This is a genomic window from Streptomyces sp. DS1-CR2 (genome assembly GCF_055760475.1).
Genome location: NZ_CM147085.1, coordinates 5048932 through 5061049, shown reverse-complemented (window position 1 = coordinate 5061049; position 12118 = coordinate 5048932). Strand labels below are relative to the sequence as shown.

Sequence of the window (12118 nt, the reverse complement as noted above, 5' to 3'; positions counted from 1 at the left end):
TCGGGGCGCGGGGTCGGTGCGGTTGCGTCCGTCGGGGTCATCCTCGCATCGGCGGCGGTCAGGCCGTACGGCGGCGGAGCGTCGCGGCGCCGAGGGCCAGGACGAGGACGGCGCAGCCTGCGACGACGGCCGCGTCGCGGATGAAGTCGGCCGTGAGGTCGGTGTGGCGGAGGACTTCGTTCATGCCGTCGACGGCGTACGACATGGGCAGGACGTTGGAGATCGCTTCGAGGACGGGCTGCATCTTGTCGCGCGCGATGAACAGGCCGCACAGGAGCAGCTGGGGGAAGATCACCGCCGGCATGAACTGGACGGCCTGGAACTCGGAGGCCGCGAAGGCGGAGACGAAGAGGCCGAGGGCGGTGCCGAGCAGGGCGTCGAGGAGAGCGACCAGGAGCAGGAGCCAGGCGGAGCCGGTGACGTCGAGACCGAGGCCCCACAGGGCGAGGGCCGTCGCCAGGACGGACTGGACGACCGCGAGGGCGCCGAAGGCGAGGGCGTAGCCGGCGATGAGGTCGCCCTTGCCGAGGGGCATCGCGAGGAGGCGTTCGAGGGTGCCCGAGGTGCGTTCGCGCAGGGTGGCGATGGACGTGACCAGGAACATCGTGATGAGCGGGAAGATACCGAGGAGTGAGGCGCCGATGGAGTCGAAGGTGCCCGGGCTGCCGTCGAAGACGTAGCGGAGCAGGAAGAGCATCACGCACGGGACGAGCAGCATCAGGGCGATGGAGCGCGGGTCGTGGCGGAGCTGGCGCAGAACTCGGGCTGCGGTGGCGAGGGTGCGGGCTGCGTTCATCGGGGGCTCCGCTGGAGGGTGTCGGCCTGGTCGACGAGGTGGAGGAAGGCGTCTTCGACTGTGTCGGCGCCGGTGGCAGCCCGCAGAGCGTCGGGGCTGTCGTCGGCGAGGATCTCGCCTTCGCGCATGAGGAGGAGGCGGTGGCAGCGTTCGGCCTCGTCCATCACGTGGGAGGAGACGAGGAGCGTGGCGCCGCGCTCGGCGGCGATGGAGTGGAAGAGGTTCCACAGGTCGCGGCGCAGGACGGGGTCGAGGCCGACGGTCGGTTCGTCGAGCACGAGGAGTTCGGGGGTGCCGAGGAGGGCGACGGCGAGGGAGACGCGGCTGAGCTGGCCGCCCGAGAGGTTGCCTGCCAGGGCGTCGGCGTGGGAGGTCAGGTCCACTTCGGCGATGACGCGGGCGACGTCGTCGCGGCGGTGGGAGGCGGCGGCGCGGCCGGGCTGGAGTACTGCCGAGAAGTAGTCCAGGTTCTGGCGGACCGTCAGGTCGGCGTATACGGAGGGGGCTTGGGTGACGTATCCGATGCGGGAGCGGAGTTCCGCGGAGCCCGCAGGGTGGCCGAGGACAGTGAGTGTGCCGGTGACCTTGGCCTGGGTTCCCACGATCGCCCGCATGAGCGTGGACTTGCCGCAGCCCGAGGGGCCGAGGAGGCCGGTGATCTGACCTCGGGGCACAGCGAAGTCCAGGGCGCGCAGGACGGGGCGTGGGCCTCGGACGACGGTGAGGCCGGCGGCGTGTACGGCGGCCGCCGGGGGTTCCGGCGAAGCGGCGGGAGAGGGGGAGGGTTCCGGGGAGGATGACCCCTCGGCAATATTCATCATGCGATGAATATTGCTCCGATGGGACCGGGCCGTCAAGCGTCTTGGGGCGCATGGGCGCCGCCGGCGCTCGTGGGGTCGACCGGAAGCGGGACGTCCGCGGGCGGGTGACTCCGCGCTTCAGGGGACATCAGGGCGTCACGGCAGTTCGGCATCGGCCCGTCCTCGACTCCCTTACTGGACAAGGGATTTCAGTGCCGGGGTCTGCCCCCTGCCGGACCGAGGACCGGGGGCGGCGGCCGGGCTGGTCGTACGGGTGGCCGGCAACGCCACGTTTCTGCGGCTGCCGAAGCTGCTCGACGCGCTGGAGGCGTTGCCTGCCGACCGGGACGTGCGGCTGGAGCTGGACGGGCTGAGGCATCTCGATCACGCGTGCGCCACGGCGTTGGAGGGGTGGGTGGCGGGGCGGGTGTGGACGACGATGTCGTGAGGGCCGTAGGTGCGCCGGCTCTTCCGGAGTCGTGAGGGGTGGATCAGGTGCGGATGGCCACCAGGAGTTCGACCACGTAGGTCTCCTCCACCGTGCCGTCCGGGAAGAGCTCGCGCAGGCGGGTGCGCTCCTCGGTGAGGAAGGCCTGCGCGTCGCCCTCTTCGAGGACGAGGAACGCCGAGTGGCTGCCGATGTTCGCGAGGTGCGTGTCCAGCGGGACGTGCCGGCTCCACCGCACATGGCGCAGCGTGACCTCGCCCCGGCCCGGCAGGCCCGCAAGGCCCGCCAGTTCAAGGGCGCGGGCCTCGTCGGGGCGCTGCCTGGCGCCCGTCTCCACACCCACGTGGCGCGCGATGCGCTCGTGCTGCGCGGCGATCCACGGGACGTCGAGGGCAACGGTGTTCCACCACAGCGCGAGCGCGCCGCCCGGGCGCAGGACCCGCATCGCCTCGGGGGCCGAGCCGGCCGGCTCGGTCCAGTGCCACGACTGGGCGTAGGTGAGGAGGTCGAGGCAGGCGTCGGCGAGCGGGAGGGCATTGCCGTCGCCCCGCACGATCGGCACGCCGGGCAGCGCCTGGCGGAACTCGACCGCCATGCCCTCGCCCGGTTCGACGGCGACCACGCGTGCACCGCGCGCGTGCAGGAGCGCGGTCGAGATGCCGGTGCCCGCGCCTACGTCGGCCACGCGGGCGCCGGCGAGGGGCCGTCCGGCGGCTTCCTCGACGGCGTCGAGGAGGGCGGGCGGGTAGGACGGGCGGTTCGCGGCGTACTGGGCGGCGGCGATGTTGAACGAGTGGGCGCGCGAGACGGTGGCCATGCCGCCATCCTGTCCTGCGCCGGGGACTCTCGTCAGTACGTGGTGTGCGGCTCGGGCGGTGCCTCATCGCCCGTCCGTGCGTGGGGGGCTGTGTTTACGCCTAGGGGGTGTCAGCCCTTGCGCTTCTTCTTCGACGGGTTGCCGGTGCGGCGGGTGCTGCGGCGTTCGTACTGTTCGCGGGCGGTCGCGTACTCCTGCCTGCGGAGTTTCTCGCCCGGGGCCTCAAAGAAGCAGCGCAGGCAGTACGCGAGCAGTACGCCGACGAAGCCGATCGACATGAAGCCGCGCAGGGACGCCTGCGCCTCGGGGTCCGGGCGCTTGGAGAAGCCGTCCCACGTGCGGCGGAAGGCGAGGGCGCTGCAGATCGCGAACATCAGGACGACGAGTACGTTCACGAAGGAGCCGACGTCGGCGATGGCCAGGCCCTCGTACGCGAAGCGCAGCACGAAACAGCCGGCCGCCGCGCCGACCAGCGCGCCCGCGGCGACCGCGGCGCGGCGCCAGGTGTAGCCGCCGTCGTGCTCGACCCAGGTCCTGCCGAAGAAACGGATCTCCTCGGGCTGGGGGCCTGCGGGGTTGCCGTCGGCTGCTTCCGGGGTGTCGGGGGCGGGGGTGCCGGATTCGTCGCTCACAAGTCGATTATGGCGGGCTCCGGCGGCGGCTTCGGGTGCGGTGGTCGGCTTGGGTGGGGCCAGGGCCGCAGGCCTGAGTGGGGCTTGGGTGGCGCTTGGGTGGCGCCAGACGGGTCCCGCGGATTGTCAGACCCCTCCCCTACATTGCCCGTATGACGGATTACGTACTGGTCGCAGGGGCGTGGCTCGGAGCGTGGGCGTGGGACGACGTGGTGCCTGACCTGCGCGCGGCGGGGCATGGCGCGCACGCCGTGACGCTCACCGGGGTCGCCGACAAGCAGGGCGTTCCGGCGGGGCAGAAGACCCATGTCCAGGACATCGTCGACGAGGTGGAGCGCCTCGGACTGCGTGATGTCGTGCTGGTCGGGCACAGCTACGCGGGCATCCCGGTCGGTCAGGCCGCCGAGCGGATCGGTGACCGGCTGAGGCGCGTGGTGTTCGTCGACTCGAATGTTCCGGCGGACGGGGAGTCCTTCGTGTCCGCGTGGTGGCAGGGGCCGGCGGCGCTGGAGGCCGTACTCGCCGCGAACGATGGTCACTGGCCGCCGCTGACTGCGCCCGAGTGCGAGGGGCAGGAGCTCGACGACGCTCAGATCGCGCGGTTCGTGAGCGGGGCCACGCCGCACCCGGGGGCGTCCCTGTCGGAGCCGGCCGTGCTGTCCCGCCCATTGGGTGAGCTGTCGGCGACGTACATCAAGTGCCTGCTCGACGGGCCCGAGCCGAGCGATGACGTGGCCGAGCTTCTGCGCGGCGAGGGCTGGCGGCTGCGGGAGATGGACACGGGGCACTGGCCGATGTTCTCCCGGCCGCGGGAGCTGGCGCGGATTCTTCTTGAGGAGGCGGGCGGTGAGCAGCGGTAGGCAGGCCGGTTGAGGGGCGGGAGCCGGAGGCCCCCGCCCGCCGTCCGCTACGCGCAGCGCGGGGCCACGTAACCGTCGTTGCCTGTCTTTACATACGCGTCCGACACGTACTGACCATTGGCGATGTTGTCCCACAGGTTCGTCGTGCCGTAGGTGCCGCTGATGCTCTCGCCCGGCTTCTGGCAGTTGATCGGCACGCGGGCGCCGAGCGGCAGGACCTTGACCAGCTGGTAGTGGGTGCCGGGTCCGCTGCGTACCTTCAGGCGGACTCCGGGGGCGACCGGGTAGCGGATGGCGAGCGCGTCGGCGCTCAGCTCCTGTGCCGTGCCCCCGGCCTCATCCGCCGCGATGCCCTCAACCGTTCCCGCCCCGTCCTCAACAGCCATGCCGGTCTCCCCCGTTGATCACTCTGACGTTCTCTGACATCTCTGAACACGCGTACGTGTCGCGCGACCCGCGCAGGCTAGCAAGCCCCTCCGACATCGCACGCACCATCGACTAGGCTCCGTGCGTCGCGCTTGCGGACACAGACACGGGGGTGGGCGATGCCGCCGCTGCGCAGCACCGGGCCGGGCCGGGAAGCGGAACATCCGGAGTACGCCGGGCAGTACCGTCTTGAGTCATGCCTCGGCGCGGGCGGCATGGGTGTGGTGCACCTGGCGACGTCCGCTTCGGGACTGCGTCTCGCCATCAAGGTCGTACATGCCGAGTACGCGGCGGATCCCGAGTTCAGGGCCCGTTTCCGGCAGGAGGTGAACGCCGCGCGAAGGGTCAGCGGCGCCTTCACCGCGCCGGTGGTCGACGCCGATCCGAATGCCGAACTGCCGTGGATGGCCACGCTGTTCATCCCCGGCGACACACTCGCCGAGCGGGTGAAGCGGAACGGCGCGCTGGCGTCCGACGACATACGCAGGCTGGGGGCGGGCCTCGCCGAGGCGCTGCGCGACATCCATCGTGTCGGCGTCGTGCACCGCGACCTCAAGCCGAGCAACGTACTCCTCGCCGCCGACGGCCCGAAAGTCATCGACTTCGGCATCTCCCGCCCGACGGACAGTGATCTGCGGACCGAGACGGGCAAGTTGATCGGCTCGCCGCCGTTCATGGCGCCCGAGCAGTTCCAGCGGCCGCGTGAAGTGGGGCCCGCCGCGGATGTGTTCGCCATGGGCGCCGTGCTGGCCCACGCGGCGACGGGGCGTGGGCCCTTCGACTCGAACAGCCCGTACATCGTCGCCTACCAAGTCGTCCACAACGAGCCGGACTTGGCGGGGGTGCCCGAGGACCTCGCGCCGTTGATCAGGCGTTGCCTCGCGAAGGAACCCGGTCAGCGGCCTCTGCCCGCCGAGATCATGGAGGCGCTGCGGCAGCCTTCCCCGGCCGGGACGGGAACCGGGACCGGTGCTGGGGCAGCGGGTTCTGAGGCCGGTGCGTTCATACCCGCCCAGCGGCGCCCGAGCGGGCAGCGGGACGCGGACAGGCAGCCGAACGCGGACGGCGCACGTGAACAGAGCGCCCAGTGGACCCGGCGGATCCGCCGCCAGGACCGGCCCTCGCCCACCTCCACACCCGCCGGCCAGGACTCCCCCGCGTCCCGGGCCGACCAGCCCACCCACCCGCGGCCGAGCGAGAGAGCCACGCCGAAGTCATCGCGGCACCGCCGCCGCCGGGCACTGACGGCAGGAGCCGTACTCGCGCTGGCAGCGGTCGGCGCAGGCATCGCGCTGCACACGGCGCAAGGCGGTGACGGGACCGACTCCGGCGGAACGGCCGTGCGGCAAGCCGGATCCTTCAAGCCCTGGCACAAGAACCTCGGTGGAGCGAGCGACACCGCCCCGGCGTGCGCCTCCGGGCCGGGCGCCCTCTACTGCGTCAGCGGCGGCGGCAGAACAACGCGGCTCGACCCGCTGAACGGCCACGTCGTGTGGGCCTCGGCCGCGCCCCGCGAGCGGCACCCCTCCGGCACGACCGCGCAGCGGTCCACTCCGGCTGCGCCCACGCTGTCCGGAGGGCTGCTGCATCTGGTCGACGACGGCCGGATCAGGGCACTGGATCCCCGTACGGGCGAGGAGCGCTGGGACGTCGACGCGTCCGCGTACGAGGCCGTGGAGCACGGCGGGGACACGACGCTGCTGATCGGATCGGGCGGTACCGTGCGCGCCCTGAACAGCGCGACCGGCGAGCCGCGGTGGACGAAGCGCGTCGGAGGCCTCGGCACCCAGTGGATCGCCGGACCGGGCGGCGGCGACTTCTTCGCCGTAACGGCGTCCGCCGACGGAGGCACCACGTCGGTCAGTGCGGTCGACGCCCACGGGGGCGCCGTGCGGTGGACCGTCCGGGCAGCGGGCAGCCTCAGCCCCTTCGGCGCATCGGACGGAGCCGTGTACCTGCTGTCCACCGACACGGACCTCCTGGTGGACGCCGTCGTACAGCTCGGCACCGGCGACCGGACCGCACACCGCTTCCCCCTGACAACGCCCGCGGACCAGGCCGAGGCCACGGAGAGCGGCGGCATCGCCTACGTATACGGAGCCGGTGGCTCACTCGTCGCCGTCGACACCACGGCGACGAGGCCGCAGGACGCGGTCCGTTGGCGCCTGGAGACCTCGGTCAGCCGCCCCTCGCGGCCCGTCGTGTCGGACCGGTCGCTCTACCTCACCGCCCCCGACGGCCGCCTCCTCGCCACCGACGCCCGTACCGGCAAGCCCCTGGGCCAGACGCGCCCCCGGCTCGGGAGTGAACCCGGGCGGGTGGTCGGGGAGTTGCCCGCGCCCGTCGCGGGTGAAGGAGGGCGCGTCTACGGGAGTGCGCCGGACGGGAGTGTGTTCGGGGTGGACGGGCGGGAGCCCGGGCGCTGGTGACATGGGCCGGGGCACCACTCAGGTCAGGCACGGTCGCCGTACAGGCATAAGGACGGTCGCCATACAGATATGAGGACAGTCGCCGTACAGACATGAGCCCGCCCGGCAGCGAAATCGCCGCCTGGCGGGCTCAGACAGAGTCACGCCACCGCCTCATCCGGCGGCAGCCGGTCCTCAGCCCAGCTTCGAGACGTCCCGCACCGCGCCCTTGTCCGCGCTCGTGGCCATCGCGGCGTATGCGCGCAGCGCCGCCGAGACCTTGCGTTCCCGGGCGACCGGGGCGTAGACGCCGTTCAGGGCCTCGCGGCGGGTGGCCAGCTCCGCGTCGGGGACGAGGAGTTCGATCGAGCGGTTCGGGATGTCGATGCGGATGCGGTCGCCGTCCTGGACGAGGGCGATCGTGCCGCCGGACGCCGCCTCGGGCGAGGCGTGGCCGATGGACAGGCCCGACGTGCCGCCGGAGAAGCGGCCGTCCGTGATCAGGGCGCAGGTCTTGCCGAGGCCGCGTCCCTTGAGGAACGACGTCGGGTAGAGCATCTCCTGCATGCCGGGGCCGCCCTTGGGGCCCTCGTAGCGGATGACCACGACGTCGCCGTGCGTGATCTCCTTCTTGAGGATCTTGTCGACGGCGTCCTCCTGCGATTCGCAGACGACCGCCGGACCCTCGAAGGTCCAGATCGACTCGTCGACGCCCGCCGTCTTCACGACGCAGCCGTCGACCGCCAGGTTGCCCTTGAGGACCGCCAGGCCGCCGTCCTTCGAGTACGCGTGTTCGGCGGACCGGATGCAGCCGTTCTCGGCGTCCACGTCGAGCGCCTCCCAGCGCTCCGACTGGGAGAACGCCTCCGCCGAGCGGACGCAGCCGGGCGCCGCGTGCCACATCTCGACGGCCTCCGCGGACGGGGACCCCCCGCGCACGTCCCACGTCTTCAGCCAGTCGGACAGCGACGGACTGTGGACGGAGTGGACGTCCTCGTTCAGGAGGCCGGCCCGGTACAGCTCGCCGAGGAGGGCGGGGATGCCGCCGGCGCGGTGCACGTCCTCCATGTAGTACGTGCGGTCCTTCGCCACGTTCGGCGCGACCTTGGCGAGGCACGGCACGCGGCGCGAGACCTCGTTGATCTCGTCCAGGCCGAAGGCGACGCCCGCCTCCTGCGCGGCGGCCAGCAGGTGCAGGATCGTGTTGGTGGAGCCGCCCATGGCGATGTCCAGGGCCATGGCGTTCTGGAAGGCCGCGAAGGAGGCGACGTTACGCGGCAGGACCGACTCGTCGTCCTCCTCGTAGTAGCGGCGCGTGATGTCCATGACGGTGCGGGCCGCGTTCTCGTACAGCGCCTTGCGGGCCGTGTGCGTCGCGAGGACCGAGCCGTTGCCGGGGAGGGAGAGGCCGATGACCTCCGTCAGGCAGTTCATGGAGTTGGCCGTGAACATGCCGGAACAGGAACCGCAGGTCGGACAGGCGTTCTCCTCGATACGGAGGATGTCCTCGTCCGAGATCTTGTCGTTCACGGCGTCGGAGATCGCGTCGACCAGGTCGAGCGTGCGGACGGTGCCGTCGACCAGGGTGGCGCGGCCGGACTCCATCGGGCCGCCGGAGACGAAGACCGTCGGGATGTTCAGGCGCAGGGCCGCCATCAGCATGCCGGGCGTGATCTTGTCGCAGTTCGAGATGCAGATCAGGGCGTCGGCGCAGTGCGCCTCGACCATGTACTCGACGCTGTCCGCGATCAGGTCGCGGGAGGGGAGCGAGTAGAGCATGCCGCCGTGGCCCATCGCGATGCCGTCGTCGACGGCGATCGTGTTGAACTCGCGTGCGATGCCGCCCGCCGCCGTGATCGCGTCGGAGACGATGCGGCCGACCGGCTGCAGATGGGTGTGGCCGGGCACGAACTCGGTGAACGAGTTGGCCACGGCGATGATCGGCTTCCGGCCGATGTCCGCACCGGGTACCCCGGAGGCGCGCATAAGGGCGCGCGCGCCCGCCATGTTGCGTCCATGGGTGACTGTGCGGGACCTCAGCTCGGGCATCGTCGCTCGCTCCTTCGAGGGCCCGCATACGGGCCCGTGCGGCAGATATGGCTGCTATCGAGCCTACGCCGCCGATCCAGGATCCGGACAGGGCGTCCGGAATGCGGGACGGGCGTCTCGCTGTATGTCCCGTTCAGCCCGCCGGAGGCCTCGTCACTCCCCCGTCAGATGCCCTTGCACCACCGGCGCCACCCGCTCGACGATCCGCTCCATGTCGGCCGACGCCAGCGGTTCCATCCTGATCACGTACCGCAGCATCGCGACCCCCACGAGCTGCGCCGCCGCCAGCTCCGCCCTGAGCTCGGCCTCCTCGGACGGCAGGTCGAGCTGCGCGGCGATCCTCCGCAGCAGCTGTCCGGCGATCAGGCGCCGGAAGACGGCCGCCGCGGTCTCGTTGTTCACGGCCGAGCGGACGATCGCGAGGAGCGGGGCGCGGGTCGCCGGGTTCTCCCACACGGAGAAGATGAAGCGGGTGAGGCGCTCGCCGACGCCGTCCGTCGGGCCGTCCTCGATGGCGGCCGGCGCGTTCAGGGCGGGGGCGAAGGCGACCTCGATGGATGCCTCGAAGACCTGCTCCTTCGTACCGAAGTAGTGGTGCACCAGCGCCGCGTCCACGCCCGCCGCCTTGGCGATGCCGCGTACCGACGTCTTCTCGTAGCCACGCTCGGAGAACTCCGCGCGGGCCGCCTCCAGGATGCGGTCGCGGGTCGCGGGGCCGGCCGCCTGCGTCTGCGTACGGGAGGGCCGTCCCCTGCGGCGTACGGGAGGGACGTCCGGGGCGTCCGGGTCGGTCATGAGCGGGGGACCCGGACCGACGACGCGAGATGCAGGCGGGTGAAGGCGAGTGCCTCGGCGAGGTCGGCCTCACGTTCGGCGCTGGACATGGCGCGGCGGGTGTTGACCTCGATGACGACGTGCCCGTCGAAGCCGGTCAGGGCGAGGCGCTCCAGGAGTTCGGCGCAGGGCTGCGTGCCGCGGCCGGGGACCAGGTGCTCGTCCTTGCTGGAGCCGCCGCCGTCGGCGAGGTGGACATGGCCGAGGCGGTCGCCCATGCGGTCGATCATCGACATCGCGTCGGTGCGGGCCGTCGCGGTGTGGCTGAGGTCGATCGTGAAGTGCCGGTAGTCGTCCTTGGTGACGTCCCAGTCGGGGGCGTACGCGAGCATCTCGCGGTCGCGGTAGCGCCAGGGGTACATGTTCTCGACAGCGAAGCGGACATCCGTCTCGTCGGCCATGCGCCAGATGCCGTCGACGAAGTCACGTGCGTACTGGCGCTGCCAGCGGAAGGGCGGATGGACGACGACCGTGGACGCGCCGAGCTTCTCGGCCGCCGACTTCGCGCGCTGGAGCTTTGTCCACGGGTCGGTGGACCAGACGCGCTGCGTGATCAGCAGGCAGGGCGCGTGCACGGCGAGGATCGGGACCTGGTGGTAGTCGGAGAGCCGGCGCAGGGCCTCGATGTCCTGGCTGACGGGGTCGGTCCAGACCATGACCTCGACGCCGTCGTAGCCTAGGCGTGCCGCGATCTCGAAGGCCGTCGCCGTCGACTCCGGATAGACCGAGGCCGTCGACAGGGCGACCTTCGCATCCGGGATGCGCACCACTGGTTCTGCCACGGAGACAGAGTACGGGCCCCGGCTCAGCCCCGGGGTGGTGGTCGGCGGGCGGGCGCTGTGGGGTGCGCCTCAATTCGGCGGCCCCGGCTGGCGGCCCCGGGCAGTGGCGGGAGCCGCCGCGGCCCGGGTGCCCGTGACCGCGGCCCGGCCGCGGCCGGCGGAGCGTCCCGTCAGACCCCCGGCATGTGGTCGAGCCGCCTGAGGATCACGCCCTCCCGGAGCGCCCAGGGGCAGACCTCCAGGGTTTCCACCGCGAACAGGTCCATGGCCCCCTCGGCCACCAGCGCGCCCGCGAGCAGCTGGCCCGCTCGGCCCTCCGAGACCCCGGGGAGCTCGGCGCGCTCCGCCTCCGTCATCGCGGCGAGGCGCGGCACCCAGTCCTCCAGGGACTTGCGCTTCAGGTCCCGCTGGACGTACAGCCCCTCGGTGGAGCGGGCCGCTCCGGCCAGGCGCGCGAGCTGCTTGAACGTCTTGGACGTGGCGACAACGTGATCGGGTTTGCCGAAGCGCGTGAACACCCCGACCGAGCGCGCGATCTGCGCCCGCACGTGCCGGCGCAGCGCCTTGATGTCCGCGGCGTCCGGCGGGTCGCCCGGCAGCCAGCTCGCCGTCAGGCGCCCCGCCCCGAGCGGCAGCGACACCGCGGCGTCGGGCTCCTCGTCGATGCCGTACGCGATCTCGAGGGAGCCGCCGCCGATGTCCAGGACGAGCAGCTTCCCGGCCGACCAGCCGAACCAGCGGCGGGCCGCGAGGAAGGTGAGCCGGGCCTCCTCCTCGCCGGTGAGGACGCGCAGCTCGACGCCGGTGTCCTCCTTGACCCGGGCGAGGACCTCGTCGGCGTTGCTCGCCTCGCGTACGGCGGAGGTGGCGAAGGGGACGAGGTCCTCGACGCCCTTGTCCTCGGCCGCCTCCAGGGCGTCGAGCACGGTGGCGGTCAGCCGGGCCACGCCGTCGGGGCTGATGGCGCCGCGGTCGTCGAGGAGCTGCGCGAGCCGCAGCTCCGCTTTGTGCGAGTGCGCGGGCAGCGGTCGCGCGCCCGGGTGTGCGTCCACCACAAGCAAGTGCACCGTGTTCGAACCCACGTCGAGGACACCGAGTCTCATATACGGAACGCTACTGCGCCTGCGGCGGGCGTCAGTCCCCGAGGGCACCACAGCGCGCTTACCCTGGAACCGTGCCAAAGACGAAAAAGGTCAACGCCGACAAGAGCGACAAGCGCGGTAAGAGCGACAAGGAAGCCAAGTCGGCCACCAAGCCGTCGAAGGC

11 protein-coding genes and 1 pseudogene are annotated in these 12118 nt (G+C 71.8%); 3 read left to right on the top strand and 9 right to left on the bottom strand.

Translation table 11 applies throughout. The annotated features are described in order from the left end of the window. Window positions 1-58 precede the first annotated feature (58 nt). Both ACY0PA_RS24310 and ACY0PA_RS24305 read right to left on the bottom strand, forming a co-directional pair. A complete protein-coding gene (locus tag ACY0PA_RS24310; protein ID WP_326774655.1) occupies window positions 59-796 on the bottom strand; it encodes an ABC transporter permease in 738 nt (245 codons plus the stop codon). Further along, window positions 793-1617, bottom strand: a complete 825-nt coding sequence (locus tag ACY0PA_RS24305; RefSeq protein ID WP_473079802.1) for an ABC transporter ATP-binding protein — start codon at window positions 1615-1617, stop codon at window positions 793-795. The genes ACY0PA_RS24310 and ACY0PA_RS24305 overlap by 4 nt, the downstream gene beginning before the upstream one ends. 235 nt (window positions 1618-1852) lie before the next feature. Here ACY0PA_RS24305 and ACY0PA_RS24300 point away from each other — a divergent pair. After that, a pseudogene (locus ACY0PA_RS24300) lies at window positions 1853-2044 on the top strand (SulP family inorganic anion transporter); the annotation flags it as partial. A gap of 43 nt (window positions 2045-2087) precedes the next feature. Here the strand turns inward: ACY0PA_RS24300 and ACY0PA_RS24295 are convergent. Further along, window positions 2088-2861, bottom strand: a complete 774-nt coding sequence (locus ACY0PA_RS24295; protein WP_473079801.1) for a class I SAM-dependent methyltransferase — start codon at window positions 2859-2861, stop codon at window positions 2088-2090. Between the two features lie 110 nt (window positions 2862-2971). Beyond that, on the bottom strand, window positions 2972-3493 hold the full coding sequence (locus ACY0PA_RS24290) for an EamA/RhaT family transporter (RefSeq protein WP_473079800.1): 522 nt from the start codon (window positions 3491-3493) through the stop codon (window positions 2972-2974). Window positions 3494-3645: 152 nt separating this feature from the next. Here ACY0PA_RS24290 and ACY0PA_RS24285 point away from each other — a divergent pair, with 152 nt between their 5' ends. Then, the gene (locus ACY0PA_RS24285; RefSeq protein ID WP_473079799.1) at window positions 3646-4353 is read left to right on the top strand and encodes an alpha/beta fold hydrolase; all 708 of its coding nucleotides are present in this window, start codon (window positions 3646-3648) and stop codon (window positions 4351-4353) included. A 47-nt stretch (window positions 4354-4400) separates the two neighbouring features. Here the strand turns inward: ACY0PA_RS24285 and ACY0PA_RS24280 are convergent, their stop codons facing one another. Next, window positions 4401-4739 (bottom strand): peptidase, encoded by a 339-nt coding sequence (locus ACY0PA_RS24280; protein WP_473079798.1) that lies wholly within the window; start codon window positions 4737-4739, stop codon window positions 4401-4403. A gap of 159 nt (window positions 4740-4898) precedes the next feature. Between ACY0PA_RS24280 and ACY0PA_RS24275 the strand changes: the two genes are divergently transcribed. Beyond that, window positions 4899-7208 (top strand): protein kinase domain-containing protein, encoded by a 2310-nt coding sequence (locus tag ACY0PA_RS24275; protein ID WP_473079797.1) that lies wholly within the window; start codon window positions 4899-4901, stop codon window positions 7206-7208. Between the two features lie 174 nt (window positions 7209-7382). Here ACY0PA_RS24275 and ilvD read toward each other — a convergent pair whose 3' ends face one another. The 4 genes from ilvD to ACY0PA_RS24255 all read right to left on the bottom strand — a co-directional run bounded on the left by ilvD (window position 7383) and on the right by ACY0PA_RS24255 (window position 11955). Continuing rightward, complete coding sequence (ilvD, locus tag ACY0PA_RS24270; RefSeq protein ID WP_473079796.1) at window positions 7383-9236, bottom strand: dihydroxy-acid dehydratase; 1854 nt, start codon at window positions 9234-9236, stop codon at window positions 7383-7385. 153 nt (window positions 9237-9389) lie between these two features. Beyond that, window positions 9390-10031 carry a TetR/AcrR family transcriptional regulator gene (locus ACY0PA_RS24265; RefSeq protein ID WP_473079795.1) on the bottom strand — a complete coding sequence of 214 codons (642 nt, stop codon included), beginning with the start codon at window positions 10029-10031 and terminating at the stop codon, window positions 9390-9392. Beyond that, a complete protein-coding gene (locus ACY0PA_RS24260) occupies window positions 10028-10852 on the bottom strand; it encodes a sugar phosphate isomerase/epimerase family protein (protein WP_454398708.1) in 825 nt (274 codons plus the stop codon). The genes ACY0PA_RS24265 and ACY0PA_RS24260 overlap by 4 nt, the downstream gene beginning before the upstream one ends. A 170-nt stretch (window positions 10853-11022) precedes the next feature. Then, entirely contained in the window at window positions 11023-11955 is a 933-nt protein-coding gene (locus ACY0PA_RS24255) for a Ppx/GppA family phosphatase (protein ID WP_473079794.1), read from the bottom strand. Between the last annotated feature and the right edge of the window lie 163 nt (window positions 11956-12118).